This window comes from Micrococcus flavus, from assembly GCF_014204815.1.
In the GTDB taxonomy this organism is placed as follows: Bacteria; Actinomycetota; Actinomycetes; order Actinomycetales; family Micrococcaceae; genus Micrococcus; species Micrococcus flavus.
Window position 1 is genome coordinate 872,420 of record NZ_JACHMC010000001.1, and the last position, 19,508, is coordinate 891,927.

The 19,508-nt window shown below is 75.5% G+C and carries 18 protein-coding genes; all 18 read left to right on the forward strand.

What is annotated here, in order from left to right; translation table 11 throughout:
- Positions 1 to 14: 14 nt before the first annotated feature.
- A complete protein-coding gene (gene ftsL / locus BJ976_RS04130) occupies positions 15 to 611 on the forward strand; it encodes a cell division protein FtsL (RefSeq protein WP_229667024.1) in 597 nt (198 codons plus the stop codon).
- Entirely contained in the window at positions 611 to 2,425 is a 1,815-nt protein-coding gene (locus BJ976_RS04135) for a peptidoglycan D,D-transpeptidase FtsI family protein (RefSeq protein ID WP_135030381.1), read from the forward strand. Before ftsL ends, BJ976_RS04135 begins: the two co-directional genes overlap by 1 nt.
- Positions 2,426 to 2,472: 47 nt before the next feature.
- Entirely contained in the window at positions 2,473 to 4,215 is a 1,743-nt protein-coding gene (locus BJ976_RS04140; protein WP_135030382.1) for a Mur ligase family protein, read from the forward strand.
- Entirely contained in the window at positions 4,212 to 5,726 is a 1,515-nt protein-coding gene (locus BJ976_RS04145; RefSeq protein WP_135030383.1) for a UDP-N-acetylmuramoyl-tripeptide--D-alanyl-D-alanine ligase, read from the forward strand. Before BJ976_RS04140 ends, BJ976_RS04145 begins: the two co-directional genes overlap by 4 nt.
- The gene (gene mraY, locus BJ976_RS04150) at positions 5,723 to 6,853 is read left to right on the forward strand and encodes a phospho-N-acetylmuramoyl-pentapeptide-transferase (protein WP_184231822.1); all 1,131 of its coding nucleotides are present in this window, start codon (positions 5,723 to 5,725) and stop codon (positions 6,851 to 6,853) included. Before BJ976_RS04145 ends, mraY begins: the two co-directional genes overlap by 4 nt.
- Positions 6,850 to 8,421, forward strand: coding sequence for a UDP-N-acetylmuramoyl-L-alanine--D-glutamate ligase (gene murD, locus BJ976_RS04155; protein WP_135030806.1), 1,572 nt, complete (start codon positions 6,850 to 6,852; stop codon positions 8,419 to 8,421). The genes mraY and murD overlap by 4 nt, the downstream gene beginning before the upstream one ends.
- Positions 8,422 to 8,463: 42 nt before the next feature.
- A complete protein-coding gene (locus BJ976_RS04160) occupies positions 8,464 to 9,738 on the forward strand; it encodes an FtsW/RodA/SpoVE family cell cycle protein (RefSeq protein WP_135030805.1) in 1,275 nt (424 codons plus the stop codon).
- Entirely contained in the window at positions 9,735 to 10,865 is a 1,131-nt protein-coding gene (murG, locus tag BJ976_RS04165) for an undecaprenyldiphospho-muramoylpentapeptide beta-N-acetylglucosaminyltransferase (protein WP_135030804.1), read from the forward strand. The genes BJ976_RS04160 and murG overlap by 4 nt, the downstream gene beginning before the upstream one ends.
- Positions 10,862 to 12,334 (forward strand): UDP-N-acetylmuramate--L-alanine ligase, encoded by a 1,473-nt coding sequence (gene murC / locus BJ976_RS04170; protein WP_135030803.1) that lies wholly within the window; start codon positions 10,862 to 10,864, stop codon positions 12,332 to 12,334. The genes murG and murC overlap by 4 nt, the downstream gene beginning before the upstream one ends.
- On the forward strand, positions 12,331 to 13,125 hold the full coding sequence (locus BJ976_RS04175; RefSeq protein WP_229667026.1) for a cell division protein FtsQ/DivIB: 795 nt from the start codon (positions 12,331 to 12,333) through the stop codon (positions 13,123 to 13,125). Before murC ends, BJ976_RS04175 begins: the two co-directional genes overlap by 4 nt.
- Positions 13,126 to 13,444: 319 nt before the next feature.
- The gene (gene ftsZ, locus BJ976_RS04180) at positions 13,445 to 14,674 is read left to right on the forward strand and encodes a cell division protein FtsZ (RefSeq protein ID WP_135030802.1); all 1,230 of its coding nucleotides are present in this window, start codon (positions 13,445 to 13,447) and stop codon (positions 14,672 to 14,674) included.
- Positions 14,671 to 15,489, forward strand: a complete 819-nt coding sequence (locus BJ976_RS04185; RefSeq protein ID WP_135030801.1) for a purine nucleoside phosphorylase YfiH/LACC1 family protein — start codon at positions 14,671 to 14,673, stop codon at positions 15,487 to 15,489. Before ftsZ ends, BJ976_RS04185 begins: the two co-directional genes overlap by 4 nt.
- Positions 15,482 to 16,264, forward strand: a complete 783-nt coding sequence (locus BJ976_RS04190) for a YggS family pyridoxal phosphate-dependent enzyme (RefSeq protein ID WP_184231823.1) — start codon at positions 15,482 to 15,484, stop codon at positions 16,262 to 16,264. Before BJ976_RS04185 ends, BJ976_RS04190 begins: the two co-directional genes overlap by 8 nt.
- Positions 16,265 to 16,354: 90 nt before the next feature.
- A complete protein-coding gene (locus BJ976_RS04195) occupies positions 16,355 to 16,981 on the forward strand; it encodes a cell division protein SepF (protein ID WP_135030800.1) in 627 nt (208 codons plus the stop codon).
- 2 nt (positions 16,982 to 16,983) lie between these two features.
- Complete coding sequence (locus BJ976_RS04200) at positions 16,984 to 17,271, forward strand: YggT family protein (protein WP_135030799.1); 288 nt, start codon at positions 16,984 to 16,986, stop codon at positions 17,269 to 17,271.
- Positions 17,272 to 17,389: 118 nt separating this feature from the next.
- Positions 17,390 to 17,980, forward strand: a complete 591-nt coding sequence (locus BJ976_RS04205; protein WP_135030798.1) for a DivIVA domain-containing protein — start codon at positions 17,390 to 17,392, stop codon at positions 17,978 to 17,980.
- A 71-nt stretch (positions 17,981 to 18,051) separates the two neighbouring features.
- A complete protein-coding gene (lspA, locus tag BJ976_RS04210) occupies positions 18,052 to 18,537 on the forward strand; it encodes a signal peptidase II (RefSeq protein ID WP_135030808.1) in 486 nt (161 codons plus the stop codon).
- Between the two features lie 3 nt (positions 18,538 to 18,540).
- Complete coding sequence (locus BJ976_RS04215) at positions 18,541 to 19,497, forward strand: RluA family pseudouridine synthase (RefSeq protein ID WP_135030797.1); 957 nt, start codon at positions 18,541 to 18,543, stop codon at positions 19,495 to 19,497.
- The last annotated feature ends 11 nt before the right edge of the window (positions 19,498 to 19,508 follow it).

The following is a 19,508-nucleotide window of genomic DNA, read 5'->3' on the forward strand; positions in this document are numbered from 1 at the left end:
ACGAGGAGACTGGGATGAGCGCACAGGCGCGGATGGACGGCGCGCAGACGGCGTGGCCGCAGACGGAGGCGGCCCCCGGGCGTCGCCCCTCCCCGCGCACCCCGCTGGCCGTGGTCCCCGCGCCCCTGCCCCGGTCGGGCTCGGGCGTGGCGGTGCTGTGCGCCGTCGTCCTCCTCGTGGCCCTGGCCCTGGTGCTCGTCATGAACATCAGCATGTCCAACCGCCAGTACGGCCTGATCGACCTGCGCGACCGCCTGGTGGAGGTCACCGAGGCCAACGAGCGCCTGGCGGAGCAGGTCGGGTACCTCGACGCGCCGCAGAACCTCGCCGCCCGCGCGGACGCCCTCGGGATGGTCCCCGCCGCCGGCGCGGGCATCGTGGACGCCGACGCCGGGGAGGTCGCCCCGGCCACCGCGCGTCGCGAGTCCGCCGACCTGGTCACGGGACACGTCGGGCCGCCGGCGGACGCGGACGAGGCCCGCCAGGGGCTGGCCGCCGCCGCGGACGCCGAGGCCGAGCTGGCCGGCCCGCGCACCCTGACCCCGGCGGAGGCCGCAGCGGCCGCGTCCGAGGCCGCCGCCGCGCCGACCGACGGGTCCGACGAGCACTGATGGCCGGTTCGGACCCCCACGGCTCGACCACCGTCCCCGCCCCCGGGAACCTCAGCCTCCGCAGCCGCGCCGCCCTGCTCGTGCTCGTGGCGCTGCTCCTGCTCCTCGGGCTGCGCCTGGTCTGGGTGCAGGGCGTGGACCCCACCGGCCAGGCCGCAGCGGCCATGGACGAGCGGCTCACCACGCAGGAGATCCGCCCTGAGCGCGGCGCCATCCTGGACCGTGACGGCGACGTGCTGGCCGAGAGCGTGCGGCGCTACGACATCGTGGCCGACCAGCGGATCGTCAAGGACTTCAAGGAGTACGACGTGGAGCGCCGCGAGCAGGTGCTCGTGGACGTCGGCTCCCGCCTGGCGACCCTGGCCGACGTGCTGGACATGCCGGAGGAGGAGGTCCGTGCTCGGACCCTCGGCTCGAGCCCCTACTCGGTGGTGAAGGCCTCGGTGACCCCGGAGGTCCGCGACCGCGTCATGGCGCTGAACCTCCCCGGCGTCCTCGCGGAGGCCGTGGACCGGCGGACGTACCCCAACGGGGCGGTGGCCGGCGGCGTCCTGGGGTTCATGGGCGGGGACGGCGTGCCGCTGGAGGGCCTGGAGAAGAGCCAGGACGAGGTCCTCTCCGGCACGCCCGGCGAGCGGAGCTTCGAGGTGGGTGCGGACGGGATCCGGATCCCCATCGCCGAGCAGGAGGTCACCCCCGCCGTGGACGGCGCCGACCTGCGGCTCACCCTGGACAAGGACGCCCAGTGGTACGCCCAGGAGGCGGTGGCGGCGCTCGCCGACGCGCACGATGCGGAGTGGGCGAACGCCGTGGTGATGGACGTGCGCACAGGGGAGCTGCTGGTGCTGGCCGACTCCACCACCGTGGACCCGGGCGACCCCTCGGCGACCCCGGCGGAGTTCCGCACGGCCACGGTGGTGCGCACCCCGTACGAGCCCGGCTCGACGGGCAAGGCGGTGACGATGGCCGCGGCGATCGACGCCACGGACCTCACTGCGCACTCGGGGTTCGAGGTGCCCGACCGTCTCGAGTTCCCGGGCCAGCCCCCGATCCGCGACGCCTCCTCGCATCCCACCTACGAGATGACCGTGGCGGGCATCTTCGCCCGCTCGTACAACACGGGCACCGTCAAGGTCGCCGAGAGGCTGTCGGACGAGCAGCGCTACGAGTACATGCGGGCCTTCGGGATCGGCGGCCCGATCGAGCTCGGCCTGCCGTACCCCGCCACCAGCGTCCTGCGCGAGCCGGAGGACTGGGACGGGCGCCAGCGGCTGGTGAACGCGTTCGGCCAGGGCTACACCGTGACCACCGTGCACACCGCCCAGCAGTTCCAGGCCCTGGCCAACGGCGGCGTCCTGGAGCCGGCCCGCCTGATCCGGTCCACGGTGGACGCCGACGGCGCGGAGCACCGCTGGCCGGCCGCGGCCGAGCCCCGCCGGGTGGTCTCGGAGGACACCGCCCGCCAGATGCTCCGCATGATGGAGACGGTGGTCACCCAGGGCACCGGCCGCACCGCCGCGATCCCCGGCTACCGGGTGGGCGGCAAGTCCTCGACCGCGCAGGTGGCGGGCCGCACCGGCACGTACGACGGCTACAACTACGGCTTCACCGCCGTGGCGCCCCTCGACGACCCGCGGTTCGTGGTCTCCGTCTCCATGAACCGCCCGTCCTCGGGCGGCAGCTCCGCCGTGGTGGCCACCACGGCCTCGCGCATCATGTCCCATCTGCTCGGCCAGGCCGGCGTGCCCGCCACCGGCGACGAGCCGCAGGACTACCACGTGTTCGTGGACGACCCGCAGGAGCGCCCGTGGTGACCACCGCAGCGACCGCACCGACCCCATCCGGCCCCCAGGAGGACCCCATGCCCCACACCGCCGACCCGTGCGGGACGCCGTCCCCGGCCGAGCAGGACCTCGCCTTCCGCCCGTCCGCGGTGGCGCCCGTCGCCTGGTCCGCCCTCGCCGAGGCCCTGGAGGCCGCCGGCCAGGCCGCGCGGGTCCGCGGCGGCGAGCCCGACCGTCCGGTGACGGGCGCCGCGCTGGACTCCCGGGTCGTGCGGGAGGGGGACCTGTACGTGGCGCTGCCGGGCGCCCGTGCGCACGGCGCGAGCTTCGCCCGCGCGGCGGTGGACGCGGGCGCGGCGGGCGTGCTGACCGACGCCGGGGGCGCGCGGATCCTCGCCGACCTGGGCCTGGAGGGCGTTCCGGTGCTCGAGGTCGACTCGGTGCGCGCCGCGGCGGGTGTGGCGGCCGCCCGCGTGTACGGGGGCGGCGCCGACGCGGGCCCCGTGCTGCTCGGCGTGACCGGCACGAACGGCAAGACCACCACGAGCTTCCTGGCCGCCTCGATCGTGGAGGCCCTGGGCGGGCGCTCGGGGATCATCGGGACCATCCTCACCCGCGCCGGGCAGCGGGAGGTGCCCTCCACCCTCACCACCCCGGAGTCCACCCAGCTGCACGCCCTCATGGCCCTCATGCGGGAGGAGGGGGTGGACACCGCCGTCATGGAGGTCTCCTCGCACGCCGTCGAGTACCGGCGGATCGCGGGCCTGCGCTACGCCGCGGCGGGGTTCACCAACCTGACCCAGGACCACCTGGACCTGCACGGGTCCATGGACGCGTACCTCGAGGCCAAGCTGGGGCTCTTCCACGCGGAGCGCTGCGACCGCGCCGTGATCACCCTCGACGGCGGCGAGGGCCCCCGTTGGGGTGTCGCGGCCGCCTCCCGGGCCCAGGCGCCCGTGACCACGCTCGCCCTGGGCCCGGCCGCGCCGCACCCGGGCGCCCTCGAGCGCGAGGCCCCGGACGTCCGGCCCGACTGGGCCGTGACGGAGATGGTGCCGGACGGCCTCGGCCACCGCTTCACGCTGACCGAGACCGCCACCGGTCGGACGCTGCGCGCGTCGGTGGGCCTGCCGGGCCGGTTCAACGTGGCCAACGCCGCGCTGGCCGTCCTCCTGGTGCTCGCCGCCGTCGGGGAGGAGCGCCGCGACGAACTCGCCGCCCTGCTCGACGTGCCCGCCGGGGAGGGCCCCCTGGCCGCCGCCGTGCCGGGCCGCATGGAGGTCGTCGGCCGGGAGCCGGACGCCGTCGTCGACTTCGCCCACAACCCCGACGGCATGGTCCAGGCCCTGCGCTCCCTCGCCGAGGCGCGCGCCGCGGCGGGGCGGTCCGGCCGGACCCTCCTCGTCGTCGGCGCGGCGGGGGACCGCGACGCCGCCAAGCGCCCCGTGATGGGGCGCATCGCCGCCGAGCACGCGGACGTGGTGATCATCACGGACGACACGCCCCACTCGGAGGACCCGGCCCCCATCCGCGCCCAGGTCCTCGAGGGCGCCCGGGCCGAGGCGGCGCGCGCCGCCGCGTCCGGGCGGCACGTCGTGGTCGAGGAGTACGACGACCGCGCGGCCGCCATCCGCCGCGCCGTGGAGCTCGCCCGGCCTGAGGACGGCATCCTCGTGGCCGGCCGCGGCCACGAGACGGAGATGGACTACGACGGGACACCGGTGCCGCTCGACGACCGGGTGGCCGTGCGCGAGGCCCTCGCCGAGGCGGCCCGTGCCGGGTCGGACCCGGTCGACGGGGGTAAGGTGCACGGGTCATGATCGCTCTCACCGCTTCCCAGGTCGCCGAGGCCGTCTCCGGCACGCTCTCCCCGACGCTCGATCCGCAGACCGTGCTGACCCACGTCACCCCCGACTCCCGGGAGGTGGCGGTGGAGGGCACGCTCTACGTCGCCAAGCCCGGCGAGCGCGCCGACGGCCACGACTTCATCGACGCGGCCCTGGCCGCGGGCGCCGCCGCCGTGCTGGCCGAGCGCGTGACCCACGCGCCGGACGGCGCCGAGCACCCGGCCGTGGTGGTCGAGGACGCCGTCCTGGCCATGGGCGCCCTGGCGCGCGAGGTCGTGCGCCGCGTGCGCGAGCACTCGCCGACCACGGTCGTCGGGATCACGGGCTCGGCCGGCAAGACGACCACCAAGGACCTGCTGGCCGCCCTGCTGTCCACGCAGGGGTCGACGGTCGCCCCCGTGGGTTCGTTCAACGGCGAGGTGGGCGTCCCGCTGACCGTCTTCCGCGCGGAGCTGGACACCCGGTACCTGATCGTCGAGATGGGTGCGGACCACGTCGGGAACATCGAGTACCTGTGCGACATCGTGCGGCCGGACATCGGCGTCGTGCTCATGGTGGGCACCGCCCACGCCGGCAGCTTCGGCGGCGTGGACAACATCGCGAAGACCAAGGGCGAGCTGGTCGAGGCCCTCGGGCCGGACGGCGTCGCCGTGCTGAACCGGGACGACCCCCGCGTGGCGGCCATGGCGGCCCGCACCCCGGCGCCCGTCACGTGGTTCTCCGCGGACGAGGCCACGGCGGTGGAGGTGGCCGCGGACGTCGCGGCCGGCCGCGCCGCCGGGGTGGTCCTGGCGCGCGGCCTCGCCGCCGACGCCGAGGAGCACCCGGTCCTGGACCTGCAGATCGGCACGGACCTGGACGCCCCGCGGCACCGCGTGGTCTCCGGGCTCACCGGCGTGCACCACGCCCACAACCTCCTGGCGGCCGCGGCGGCGGCCCACGCCGCGGGCATGGCGCCCGCCGAGATCGCCGCCGCCCTCGACGGGCTCGGGCCGACCAGCCGCCACCGCATGGAGCGCACCGACCGCGCGGACGGCGTGAGCATCATCAACGACGCGTACAACGCGAACCCGGAGTCGATGCGGGCCGCCCTGCGGACCCTGGCCACCCTCGGCCGGTCCTCCGGTCGGCGCACGTGGGCCGTGCTGGGCGAGATGCTCGAGCTCGGCGACGCGCGGGTGCGCGAGCACACGCTGGTCGGCGAGTCCGTGGTGCGCCTCAACATCTCCCAGCTGCTCGTGGTGGGCGCCGGCGCCCGCCCGCTGTACGTCGGTGCGGTCAACGAGGGCAGCTGGGGGGACGAGGCCCACTTCGTCGACGACGCCGCGCAGGCCGAGGAGTTCCTCGCCGGCCGCCTGGCGCCCGGCGACATCGTCCTCGTGAAGTCCTCCAACGGGGTCGGGCTCGCCGCCCTCGGCGAGCGCCTGGCGAGCGCCGACGACCTCACCTCCCCGTCCGACCCCGTGAAGGAGACGCGACCGTGATCGGCCTGCTCATCGGCGGCGCGCTCGGCCTGGTCCTCACCGGCCTGGGCACCCCGCTGTTCATCCGCTACCTCGTCAAGCAGGGCTACGGCCAGCAGGTGCGCGACGACGGCCCGCAGACGCACAAGTCCAAGCGCGGCACGCCCACGATGGGCGGATTCGTCATCATCTCCGCGCTGGTGGTCGGCTACCTGGCGACGCACCTGGTCCTGGCCCTGCTGGGCAGCGAGCTCGCGGGCCCGACGGCGTCGGGGTGGCTCGTCCTGCTCCTCACGGTGGGCATGGCGTTCGTCGGCTGGATCGACGACTACACCAAGATCGCGAAGCAGCGCTCCCTCGGCCTCACGCCGAAGGGCAAGATCATCCTGCAGGCGGCGATCGGCACGGCCTTCGCCGTGCTCGCGCTGCTGTTCCCCGACGGCCATGAGGGGCTCACGCCCGCCTCGACGGCGATCTCGTTCGTCCGCGACCTGCCGTGGCTCGAGCTGGCCTTCGCCGGCCCCGTGCTCGGGGCGGTCCTCTTCGTGGTCTGGTCCAACCTGATCACCACCGCCACCACCAACGCCGTCAACCTCACGGACGGCCTCGACGGCCTGGCGACCGGCGCGACCGCCATGGTCACCGGCGCCTACGTCCTGATCACGCTGTTCCAGGCGGGCCAGGACTGCGCCGGCGAGGCGGCCCCCGGCTGCTACGAGGTCCGCGACCCGATGGACCTCGGCCTGCTCGCCGCGGTGCTGACCGGCGCGCTGCTCGGCTTCCTCTGGTGGAACACCTCCCCGGCGAAGATCTTCATGGGGGACACCGGCTCCCTCGGCCTGGGCGGCGCCCTCGCGGGCCTGGCGATCCTCACCCGCACCGAGATGCTGGTGATCGTCCTGGCCGGGCTCATGGTGGCCATCACGCTGTCCGTGATCATCCAGGTGGGGTACTTCAAGGTGTCCGGCGGCAGGCGGGTGTTCCTCATGGCGCCGCTGCAGCACCACTTCGAGCTCAAGGGGTGGGCCGAGGTCACCGTCGTGGTCCGGTTCTGGCTCATCTCCCTGCTGTGCGTGAGCGCCGGCCTCTCGCTCTTCTACGGCGAGTGGCTGCTGCACCAGGGCGGTCTGGCGGGGGTGACCCCGTGAGCGGCGCGCCGACCCCCGTGACCCGTCCGATCGCGGACACCGACCGCACCCGTGACCTGTCCTCGTGGGACGACGCCGGCTGGCGCGGCCTGCGGGTCGTGGTCACGGGCCTCGGGGTGAGCGGCTTCGCCGCCGCGGACACCCTGGCCGAGCTGGGCGCCGTCGTCGTGGTGGTGGACGGGGCGGACACCCCGGAGAACCGGGCGAAGGCGGAGACCCTGCGCATCGTCGGCGTCGCCGACGTCCTGCTCTCGGAGGAGGCCACCCGGTCCCTGCCCGCCGTGGCCGGCGAGCCCGCCGATCTGGTGGTGACCTCCCCGGGCTGGCGCCCGGACCAGCCGCTGCTGATGGCGGCCCATGCCGCGGGCCTGCCCATCTGGTCGGACGTGGAGCTGGCGTGGCGCGTGCGCGAGCGCGCCGGCCGGCCCACGGCCGAGTGGGTCTGCCTGACCGGCACGAACGGCAAGACCACCACCGTGACCATGGTGGAGGCCATCCTGCGCGCCGACGGGCGCCGCGCCCTGGCGTGCGGCAACGTCGGCACCCCCGTGCTCGACGCCGTCCGCGACCCCGAGGGCTACGACACGCTGGCGCTCGAGCTCTCCAGCTTCCAGCTGCACTGGACGCACCGGATCGAGCCCGCCTCGTCCGCCGTCCTGAACCTCGCCGAGGACCATGTGGACTGGCACGGCTCCATGGAGGAGTACGCCGCGGCCAAGGGCAAGGTGTACGAGAACACCGCCGTCGCGTGCGTCTACAACCAGGCGGACGCGCTCACCCGCACGCTCGTGGAGCGTGCGGACGTCCAGGAGGGCTGCCGCGCCGTCGGGTTCACCACGGACAGCCCCGCCGTCTCCGACGTGGGCGTGGTGGACGGGATCCTGGTGGACCGGGCCTTCCTCGAGAACCGGCGCCACGAGGCCGTGGCCCTCGCGGAGCGGGCCGACCTGGGCCCCGTGGCCCCGCGCCACACCGTGGCGAACGCCGCCGCGGCCGCGGCGCTGACGCGCGCCGTGGGCGTCTCCCCGGAGGCCGTGGCGGAGGGGCTGCGCTCCTACGACCGCGGCGAGCACCGCATCCAGCTCGTCGCCACGTCCCGGGACGTCATGTGGGTCAACGACTCCAAGGCCACCAACCCGCACGCGGCGGGCGCGTCCCTGGCGGCGTTCTCCTCGATCGTCTGGCTCGCCGGCGGCCTGCCCAAGGGCGTGACCTACGAGGAGCTCGTGGCCGCCCACGCCCACCGGCTGCGCGCCGTGGTCCTGCTGGGCACGGACTCCTCGGCCCTGCGGCGCGCGCTCGCCGAGCACGCGCCGGACGTGCCGGTCCACGCGCCGCTCGCCGACGCCGAGGGCGCGGGCTCCCCGGACGGCCCGGCCGTCATGGCCGAGGCGGTCCGGACCGCCGACCGCCTCGCCCGCCCGGGGGACACCGTGCTCATGGCGCCCGCCGCCGCCTCGATGGACCAGTTCCGCTCCTACGCCCAGCGCGGGGAGGCGTTCATCGACGCCGTCGCCGCGCTCATGGCCGAGCACGGCTGGGACGTCGACGACGCCCCCGGGGCCTGACCCCCGCCGTCGCCCCCGCCCCGTCATCCGAGAGGAGCCGCCATGCCGGCCACCGCGACCCGCGCCGACCGCAGCCCCCGTGCGGCGGAGCCGTCACCCCGCGGGGGCCGGATGGGCGCCCTCTGGCGGGTGCTGGAGGGACCTCGCGCCCTCGACGTCGCCGCCCTCCTGATCGGGGTGTGCACGGCCGTCCTGACCGTGCTCGGCCTCGTGATGGTCCTCTCGTCCTCCTCCGTCGAGGCCATCGGCAGCACCGACGGCTCGTACGGGCTCTTCCGCCGCCAGGCGATGTGGGCCGTCGGCGGCCTGGCGGCGCTCCTGGTGCTGCGTCGTCTGCCCCTGCGGGTGCTCAAGGGCCTCGCCTGGCCGGCGTTCGGCCTCGCGTTCCTCCTGCTGAGCCTCGTGGCGTTCACGTCCCTCGGGCACTCGGTCGGCGGCAACACCAACTGGCTGCGCATCGGCGGGTTCACCATGCAGCCCTCGGAGGCGGCGAAGCTGGCCATGGCCCTGTGGGCGGCGGCCGTGCTGGAGCGCAAGGGCCGGCTGATCCGGCACGTGCACCACGCCCTCGTCCCGGTGCTCCCGTTCGGCCTGGTCCTGGTGGTCCTCGTCCTGCTGGGGCGCGACCTCGGCACCGCCATCATCCTCACGGGGATCCTCGCGACGATCCTCTTCATCGCCGGGACCAACCGCAAGGTCTTCATCGCCTTCGCGGCGCTGGCGGCCACGGTGGCGACCGCCATGGTCCTGCTCGCCAAGAACCGTCTGGTGCGCGTCCAGGCCTGGCTGTTCGGCTGCGAGGGACTGGAGACCTCGGGCGACCCCTGCTTCCAGCCCGACCACGGGATCTACGCGCTCGCGTCGGGCGGCTGGTGGGGGGTGGGCCTCGGCCAGTCGCGGCAGAAGTGGAGCTACATCCCCGAGGCGGAGAACGACTTCATCTTCACCATCCTGGGCGAGGAGCTGGGCCTCGTGGGCAGCCTCGCCGTGCTCGCCGCGTTCCTCGGCCTGGCCGTGGGGATGTACGCGCTCGCCGCCCGGACCACGTCCCCGTTCATCCGCCTGACCACGTGGGGGATCATGGCCTGGCTCGTGGGCCAGGCGTTCGTGAACATCGCCATGGTCACCGGGCTGCTGCCGGTGATCGGTGTGCCGCTGCCGTTCATCTCCTATGGTGGTTCCGCGCTCACCCTCGCCCTCGCCGGCGTGGGCGTCGTCCTCGCCTTCGCCCGGCACGAGCGCGAGGCGCTGCGCCGCGAGGGCGCCCCTGACGCGCCCACCCCCGACCCGTCCGTCCGTCCGCAGGAGACCCGATGACCACCTCGCCCGACGCCGACCGTCCGCTGCGGGTGGTGCTCGCCGGCGGCGGCACCGCCGGCCACATCTCGCCGATGCTCGCGATCGCCCGCGCCCTCCAGCGGCGCCCCGGGCCGGGGGCCGTGTGCACCATGGTGGGCACCGCCTCCGGCATGGAGACCCGCCTCGTCCCGGAGGCCGGATTCGAGCTGGACCTCGTGGACCGCGTCCCGCTGCCGCGCCGCCCCTCCATGGACCTGGTCCGCCTGCCCGGACGCCTGCGCGGCGCCGTGGCCGCCGGCGCCCGCATCCTCGCCGACCGGCAGGCCGACGTGCTGGTCGGCGTCGGCGGCTACGTGTCCACCCCGCTGTACCTGGCCGCCTTCCGGGCGGGCGTGCCCGTCGTCGTCCACGAGGCGAACGCGAAGCCGGGCCTGGCGAACCGCGTGGGCGCCCTCCGGGCCGCGGCCGTCGGGACGGCCCTGCCCGAGACCCGGCTGCGGGGCGCCCGGTGGGTGGGCATGCCCATGCGCCCGGAGATCTCCGGCCTGGACCGGTCCGCGACCCGCCCGGCGGCGCGCGCGGCCCTCGGCCTCGAGCCCGACCGGACCACCGTGGTGGTCACGGGCGGCAGCTCCGGCGCGCTCAACGTGAACCGCACCGTCGAGGAGTCCCTCGACGACCTCCTGGGCGCCGGCCTGCAGGTGCTGCACCTGACCGGCCGCGGCAAGGCGGTCACGGACCCCACGGGCGCGCCCCTGCGCCGGGACGGCTACGTCCAGCGCGAGTACCTGGACGGCATGGAGCAGGCGTACGCCGCGGCCGACCTGATCGTGGCGCGCTCCGGGGCGGGCACGGTGTGCGAGGTCGGCGCGGTGGGCCTGCCCGCCGTGTTCGTTCCCCTGCCCGTCGGCAACGGGGAGCAGGCGCTCAACGCGCGCCCCACGGTCGAGGCCGGCGGAGCCCTCCTGGTCCGGGACGAGGCCTTCCGCGCGGACTGGGTCCGGCGCGAGCTGGTCCCGCTGGCGACGGACCCGGCGCGCCTGCACGCCATGGGCGAGGCCGCCGGACGCCTGGGCGTGCGCGATGCGGACGAGAGGATGGCCGACCTCGTGCACGAGGCGGCCCGGGAAGGAGCACGCCGATGACCACCGAGGGCACCGCAGCGCGCGGGAGCGTGCGCGATCTGGGCCGCGTCCACTTCCTCGGCATCGGCGGCGTGGGCGTCTCCGGCGTCGCCCGGATCCTCCAGGACCAGGGGGTGCCGGTCTCCGGCACGGACGCGAAGGACCTGCCGGTGATGCACCGTCTCGCGGAGGGCGGGGCGCGGATCACCGTGGGCTACGCCGCGCAGAACGTGGGGGAGGACGTCACGTGCGTCATCGCCTCCTCGATCGCCGGCCCCGGCAACCCCGAGTACGACGCCGCGGCCGCGCGGGGCCTGCGCATGATGCACCGCTCCGAGGGGCTCGCGCTGGCCATGCGCGGGCACCGGGTGCTCGCCGTGGCGGGCACCCACGGCAAGACCACGACCTCCTCGATGGCGGCGATGGCCTTCACCGAGGTCGGCTGGGATCCCACGTTCGCCGTCGGCGCCGCCGTGGCGGGGCTCGGCACGAACGCCCGCGCGGGGCAGGGCGAGTGGTTCGTCGCCGAGGCCGACGAGTCCGACGGCACGCTCGTGGCCTACCCGAGCACCCTGGCGATCGTGACCACCGTGGAAGCCGACCACCTCGACCACTACGGCACCGAGGAGGCCGTCCACGAGGTGTTCCGCACCTTCGCCGGGCAGCTGCCGGCGGCGGACGAGGGCGGTGCCCTCGTGGCCTGCCTGGACGACGACGGAGCGGCCGGACTGGCCGCCTGGGCCCGGGAGAACGCGCGGGCCGCCGTGCTCACCTACGGCACGGCGGAGCGCGACGGCGTGGCGCCCGACCTGCTGGTGTCCGACCTCGAGGTGGAGCCGGGCGAGTCCGGCGTCGGGCAGCGGGCCCGCTTCACGCTCGCGGACGGGCCGTCCCTGACCGTGCGCCTGCAGGTGCCGGGCCGGCACAACGCGCTCAACGCCGCCGCCGTCGCCCTGGCGGCGGTCCGTGCGGGGATGCCGTTCGCGGACGCGGTGCGGGGGCTCGAGGCCTTCCGGGGGACCGCCCGCCGCTTCGAGTTCCGCGGCGCGGGCCGCGGCGTGCGGGTCTTCGACGACTACGCGCACCACCCGACCGAGGTGGCGGCCGCCGTCTCGGCCGCCCGTGCGGTGGCCGGGGAGCACCGCGTGCACGTCCTCTTCCAGCCGCACCTGTTCTCCCGCACCCGCGACTTCGCCGCGGAGTTCGCCCAGGCCCTGTCCGGGGCCGACCGCGTGCGGGTGCTGCCCGTGTACGCGGCGCGGGAGGAGCCGATGCCCGGCGTCGACGCCGGCCTGATCGCCTCCCGCCTCACCACCGCGGACCCGGCGGACCGCAAGGTCGCCGAGGACCGCGGGGCCGCGGTCCGTGAGCTCGCCGACGGCGCCGCCCCCGGGGACGTGGTCCTGACCATGGGTGCCGGCGACGTCACGGCCCTCGGGGCCGACCTCGTCGCCCGTCTGGCGGACGAGCCCTCCGCCGCCTCCGCGTGAGCCGCCGACGCGGCGCGACGGTCCCCCGTCGGGCCACCGCCCCGGCCGGCAGCACCGTGATGGCGTTCCCCGGGCTCAGCGCCCGCCAGCGCCGGGTGCGCCGGCTCACGGCCGTGCTGGCCGCCCTGCTGGTGGCCGCCGCGGCCGTCTGGGCGGTCTTCCTCTCCCCGCTGCTGGCGGTCGACCGGATCGAGGTCACCGGCACGTCCCTCGTCGACCGGGACGTGGTGCGGTCCCGGCTGGAGCCGCTGATGGGCACACCCCTGCCGCGGGTGGGCTCCGACGACGCCCGCGGGCTCCTGGAGGGCACCCCCGGCATCCGCGAGGTGACGTCCGTGGCGCTGCCGCCGACCGGGGTGGAGGTCCGCGTGGCGGAGCTGGCCCCCACCGCCCGGGCGGAGGACGTCGGGGACGGCGTGCTCCTGGCGGACGGGACCGTGCTGACCGGCGTCGCCGAGGAGACCCTCGTGCGGGCGCGGGAGGGGGAGGGCGCCCTGCCCCGCGCCTCGGCCGGCCTCCTCGCCGCGGGCCCGGACGTCCGCGCCGCCGCGGCGGCCGTGCTGACGGACCTGCCCCCGTCCGTGGCCGCCCGGGTGACCGGTGTGGACGCCCAGACCCCCGAGCAGGTGTCCCTGACCCTGGCGGATGGACCGGTGCTGGCGTGGGGCGACGCGTCCCGCCCCGCGGCCAAGGCCGCCGTCGTGGAGGCGTTCCTGGGCGGGGAGGGCGGATCCGTGCGCGGCGTGACCGAGCTCGACGTCTCCGTCCCGGAGCGGCCGCTGACCCGGTGACGGTGCACCAGGCCATGTCGGGTGCGATTCACCCTCCGGTCGAGGGTGAGACCGGGCTCCCCGTTCGTGACGGGGGCGAGCCTGAGCGGGCGGTCCTCAACCTTCACGTGAAGGTCGAAGAAAGGCCGGAGAACGGCGCGCCGTCGCGCCAATTCCTTTGCGCCGCGCGGCCCGCGCGCAGTACGGTGGGACCGAACGCGCGCGCGTGACCTCCTTCAAGCACGCCTTGAGACCGGAGGCGTGGATCGGCTCGGCGGGACCCTCGTCCCGCGGGTCGCGCGCGACAGAGCGAGCATCGTCGAACAAGGGAATGGACACCGTGGCTGCACCCCAGAACTACCTGGCCGTCATCAAGGTCGTCGGCATCGGCGGCGGCGGCGTCAACGCCGTCAACCGCATGATCGAGACGGGGCTCCGCGGCGTGGAGTTCATCGCCATCAACACGGACGCGCAGGCGCTCCTGATGTCCGACGCGGACGTGAAGCTGGACGTGGGCCGCGAGCTGACCCGCGGCCTCGGCGCCGGCGCCAACCCGGAGGTCGGCCGCCAGGCCGCGGAGGACCACGCCGAGGAGATCGAGGAGGTCCTGCGCGGGGCGGACATGGTCTTCGTCACCGCCGGCGAGGGCGGCGGCACCGGCACCGGCGGCGCGCCCGTCGTGGCCCGGATCGCCCGCTCGCTGGGCGCGCTGACCATCGGCGTCGTCACCCGCCCCTTCACCTTCGAGGGGCGCCGCCGCGCCGGGTCCGCGGAGTCCGGTATCGACGCGCTGCGCGACGAGGTCGACACCCTGATCGTCATCCCCAACGACCGCCTGCTGTCCATCTCGGACCGCAACGTGTCCGTCATGGACGCGTTCCGCCAGGCGGACCAGGTGCTGCTGTCCGGTGTGCAGGGCATCACCGACCTCATCACCACCCCGGGCCTGATCAACCTCGACTTCGCGGACGTGAAGTCCGTGATGCAGGGCGCCGGCTCGGCCCTGATGGGCATCGGCCACGCCCAGGGTGAGGACCGCGCCGTCAAGGCGGCGGAGCTGGCGATCGCGTCGCCCCTGCTCGAGGCCTCGATCGACGGCGCCTACGGCGTCCTCCTCTCCATCCAGGGCGGCTCCGACCTCGGCCTGTTCGAGATCAACGAGGCCGCCCGCCTCGTGCAGGAGGTCGCGCATCCGGAGGCCAACATCATCTTCGGCGCCGTCATCGACGACGCCCTGGGCGACGAGGTCCGTGTGACCGTCATCGCCGCGGGCTTCGACAAGGTGGACGTCACCTCCGCCCCGGCCGCCCCGCAGCAGCAGGCCGTGCCGCAGCAGGCGCCCCAGCAGCAGGCCGCTCCGCAGGCCGCCCCGCAGCGGGTCGCCGCGCCGCAGCAGGCGCCCCAGCAGCCGGCCGCCCCGCAGCGCACCCAGGTGCCGGGCACCATGCCGCTGTCCTCCCCGGCAGCCCATCAGCGGACGACCCCGCAGCAGCGCCGGCAGGACCTGCCGGCCGTGGTGGAGCCGGAGCTGGGCGCCGGCGACCTCGACGTCCCGGACTTCCTGAAGTGATCCTCGGCGAGGGGCCGGTCGGGACGCAGCCGGTCCCCTCCGGCCCCTTCGTCCACCGTGCCGACCTGCGCCCGGACTCCCGGGGCCGGGCGGCGCACGTGGCCTGGACCTCCGTGGACGCCGGCAGCCTGGCGCTGCACATCCTCGGGACAGACGACCCCTCGGGGCGGCGCGCGGTGGAGCGGTCGCGGGCGGCCGTGGAGGGCGCGATGGGCGTGGCGCGGGGCAGCACGTTCTACCTGGACCAGGTCCACTCCGCGGACGTCGTGACGGCGGACGGGATCGGCTGGGGCGGAGCCGAGGGACCCGTGGCTGATGCCTCGGTGAGCCCGGACGGCGAGCAGCCGCTGGCGGTGCTCGTGGCCGACTGCCTTCCGATCCTCCTCGTGGACGGCCTCACGGGAGCCACGGCGGCCGCCCATGCCGGACGCCGGGGCCTCCTGGACGGCGTCCTGGAGAACACGGTCGACGCCCTCGAGGCGCTGCGGCCCGCGGGCGCACGCGGCACCTTCGGCATGAAGGCGTGGATCGGCCCCGGTGCGTGCGGCCGATGCTACGAGGTGCCGGAGGAGATGCGGGCCGAGGCCGCGGCGAGGATCCCCGAGCTGCACTCCACCACGTCCTGGGGCACGCCCGCGCTCAACCTGCCCGCCGGCGCCCAGGCGGTGCTGCGGAGCCGCGGGGTGGCGGTCGAGCGCATCGACGTGTGCACCCTCGAGGACGAGCGCGTCTTCTCCCACCGGCGCGATCCCGGACGAGGGCGCTTCGCCGGTCTCGTGTGGACCACCGGCGCAGGGACGGACGAGCGTGGCTGAGTCCGCCCCCTCCGCCGCAGCCGACCCCCGGACGGCCGAGCTCGCCGCACGCCTCGACGCCGTGCGGGAGCGCATCTCCCGCGCCGCCGCGGCCGCCGGTCGCGCCGATCTCCCGCGCCTCGTCGTGGTCACCAAGACGCACCCGGCCGAGGACGTCCTGCGGCTCGCCGCCCTCGGCGTCACGGACGTCGGGGAGAACCGGGACCAGGAGGCGCGCCCCAAGGCCGCGGAGACCGCCGAGCGGCTCGGGTCGGACGCCCCGCGCTGGCACTTCATCGGCCAGCTCCAGACGAACAAGGCCAAGCACGTCGTCACGTACGCCGCGGCCGTGCACTCGGTGGACCGCGTGGAGCTCGTGGACGCCCTGTCCCGGGCCGTGGTCCTGCGCCGGGAGCGCGAGGGCGCCGACGCCGTCGCCGACCTGGACTGCCTCGTCCAGGTGGACGTGGACGAGCGGGCCGACGAGGACCGCCCCGAGGGGATCGGACCCCGCGGCGGGGCGCCGCTGGACCGGGTCGACGCCGTCGCGGCCCGTCTGGCCGCCGCCGAGGGGCTGCGGCTGCGCGGGCTGATGTGCGTGGCCCCGCGCGGCGTGGACCCGGCCGACGCGTTCGCCCGCCTGGCGGGGCTCGGGGAGCGACTGCGCGCCGAGCACCCGCAGGCCGACGTCCTGTCCATGGGCATGTCCGCCGACCTCGAGGCCGCGGTGGCCGCGGGGGCGACACACGTGCGGATCGGCTCGGACATCCTGGGGGCGCGCGGCCACGTGGGTTAGCGTGGTCCAGCGCGCCCCCGCCCGGGGCGCCCGACCCGACGACGAACGACGGCGGGTCCCGACGGGACCCCGACGACGCGGAGGAAGCACATGGCCGGCGGCCTGAAGAAGACGATGATCTACCTCGGCCTCGCCGACGGCGACGAGTACGAGGAGCAGCAGCGGGCGGAGGTCCGCGAGCCCGCCCCCCGGCGGGACGTCGTGGAGGCCCGGCGGGTCACCGAGGACACCCCCGCGCCCCCGGCCCCCGAGCCCGCCCCCGCCGTCACGTCGACCGGCGCCGGATCCTCGGCCGCCGAGCCCGCGCCCCGTCGGGCCGTCCGACCGGAGCCCGAGCCGGCGCCCCGACCGGCCCATGAGGCCGCCGACCAGGGGTATCGTGCCCCGGTCACCCCCATCAAGCGAGCTGCCGCGTCGTCGGCCGAAGGAGACTCCGTGCGCACCCTGTCCACCGTCCACCCGCGCTCCTACAACGACGCGAAGAGCATCGGTGAGGCGTTCCGCTCCGGGATGCCCGTGATCATGAACGTCACCGACCTGGGGGAGAATGAGGCCAAGCGTCTCGTGGACTTCGCCGCCGGCCTCGTCTTCGGCCTGCACGGCTCCATCTCCCGGATCACCAGCAAGGTGTTCCTGCTCACCCCCTCCACCGTCGAGGTGGTCGGCGAGGACTCGCCCTCCCCGCGCGACGCCGACGCCCCGTACGACAACGACTGACCGTGCAGCTCCTCCTGGCCCTGGCCTATCTGGTCCTCACGGTCGCCCTCGCGGCCCTCACGGTGCGGATCGTCCTGGACGTCACCCGCTCGTTCGCGCGGCAGTGGCGGCCCACCGGCCCCGTCCTCGTGGCGGCGAGCGCCGTGTACGCGGTGACCGACCCGCCGCTCGAGGCGCTGCGGCGCCGCATCCCGCCCGTGAACCTGGGCGGTGTGGGGCTGGACGTCGCCTTCCTCGTGCTGTTCCTCGTCGTCGTCCTGCTGCGCGTCCTGGTCCTCGTCCTGGCCTGAGGGCCCGTGCGGGGGCGATGATATCGTCAACCACCGACAGTCCGGCGTCCCGCGGCCGCCCGCCGTGACAGCGCATCACCGTCCCGGCTGCCGCGTGCGAAGAGAGGGTGGCCCGCCGATGGCCCTGACCTGGGAAGACGTGGTCAACAAGGAGTTCCAGCTCACGAAGTTCCGTGAGGGGTACGACCGCGAGGAGGTCGAGGACTTCCTGGACGAGGTGGTCGAGGAGCTCAAGCGCCTGACCGAGGTCAATGCGCGGCTCAGTGCGGAGCTCGAGGACTGCCGCGCCGGGGCCCCCGCGGTCGACCAGGCCGAGCCGGCGCAGGCCGCGCCCGCCGCCGCTCCGACGTCGGCCGCCGCCGCTCCGACGTCGGCCGCCGCCGGGGGCGACCCCGCGACCTCCGCCGCCGGCGTGCTGGCCATGGCCCAGCGCCTGCACGACGAGTACGTGGCCGAGGGCGAGCAGCGGCGTGACCAGATCATCGCCGAGGCCGAGAGCACCGCCGCCACCGTGGTCCGCGAGGCCGAGGAGACCCGGTCCCGCACGCTCGCGGAGCTCGAGACCCGCCGCACGGGCCTCGAGCACGACGTCCAGCGCCTGCGCGCCTTCGAGACCGACTACCGCGCCCGGCTGACCTCCTACATCGAGGGCCAGCTGCGCGAGATCACCGCCCAGGAGCGGGTCGAGCCCGCGCAGGGGACCGTGTGAGCGCTGCCGCCGCGCCCGAGGACGCCGCCCGCCCCACCCCGCCCGACCGGCGGACGGGGGTGCGGCGCGTCGTGCTCTCCGGGCTCGCCCTGGCGACGCTGGCCTACCTGCTCGACCAGGGCACCAAGCTGTGGGTCGAGCGGACCATGGTGCTCGGGGAGTCGATCGAGGTCGTCCCCGGGCTGCTGCGCTGGTTCTACATCCTCAACCCCGGGGCGGCGTTCTCCATCGGCACGGACGTCACGTGGGTGTTCACGCTCGTCCAGGCGGTCGTCGCCGTCGTCGCCCTGGTCGGCCTGCTGCGCGCGCGCTCGTGGGGATGGGGGCTCGCCCTGGGCGGCCTGCTGGGCGGGGTGCTGGGCAACCTGACGGACCGGCTGTTCCGGCCGCCGTCGTTCGGCCAGGGCCACGTGGTGGACATGATCTCCGTGCCCCACTTCGCGGTCTTCAACGTCGCCGACTCGTTCATCGTCTGCTCCATCGTCGGCCTGTGCCTGCTGATGGTGACCGGCCGGAACCTGGACGGCACCCGCGACGACGCCGCCGGGCGGGTCTGACCCGTGGGCCTGCGACCGGGGTCGACCGAGCGCCTCGAGGTGGACGACGCCGCGGCGGGCCGGCGCGCCGACGCCGTGCTGGCCGAGGCCTTCGGCGTGTCCCGCGCCTCGCTGGCCGACCTGTTCGCCCGGGGGCTCGTGCGGGCCGAGTCGCGCACCGGCCGCCGCGACCGCGTGCTGGCCAAGTCGGCGAAGGCGGTGGCGGGGGAGAGCCTCGTCGTCGACGTCCCGGACGACCCCGACCCCCTGGAAGTGAGGGCAGAGACCGTGGACGCCATGACGGTCCTCTACGAGGACGAGCACATGCTGGCGGTGGACAAGCCGACCGGCGTGGCCGCCCACCCCTCCCCGGGGTGGTTCGGTCCCACGGTGGTCGGCGGCCTGGCCGCGCTGGGCCATGACATCTCCACCTCCGGCGCCCCGGAGCGCCAGGGGATCGTGCACCGGCTCGACGTCGGCACGACCGGCGTCATGGCGGTCGCCAAGACGGAGCGGGCCTACACCGCGCTGAAGGACCAGTTCCGCGACCGGGTGCTGGAGAAGGTGTACCACGCGGTGGTGCAGGGCATGCCGGACCCGCTGGCGGGCACGATCGACGCGCCCATCGGGCGCGACCCGGGCCACCACTGGCGGTTCGCCGTGCTCGAGGGGGGCCGGCCCTCGGTGACCCACTACGAGACCCTCGAGGCGTTCGGGCGGGCCACCCTCCTGGAGATCCACCTGGAGACGGGCCGCACCCATCAGATCCGCGTCCACACCTCCGCCCTGCGCCACCCGTGCGTCGGCGACCTCACGTACGGGGCGGACCCGCGGCTGGCCGCCGAGCTCGGCCTGACCCGGCAGTGGCTCCACGCGCACCGGCTCGTCCTGCCGCACCCGGTCACGGGCGAGACGCTGCGGATCGAGTCACCGCACCCGCACGACCTGGTCCGCGCGCTCGCCGTCCTGCGGGGCGAGTGAGCCCCGACGCA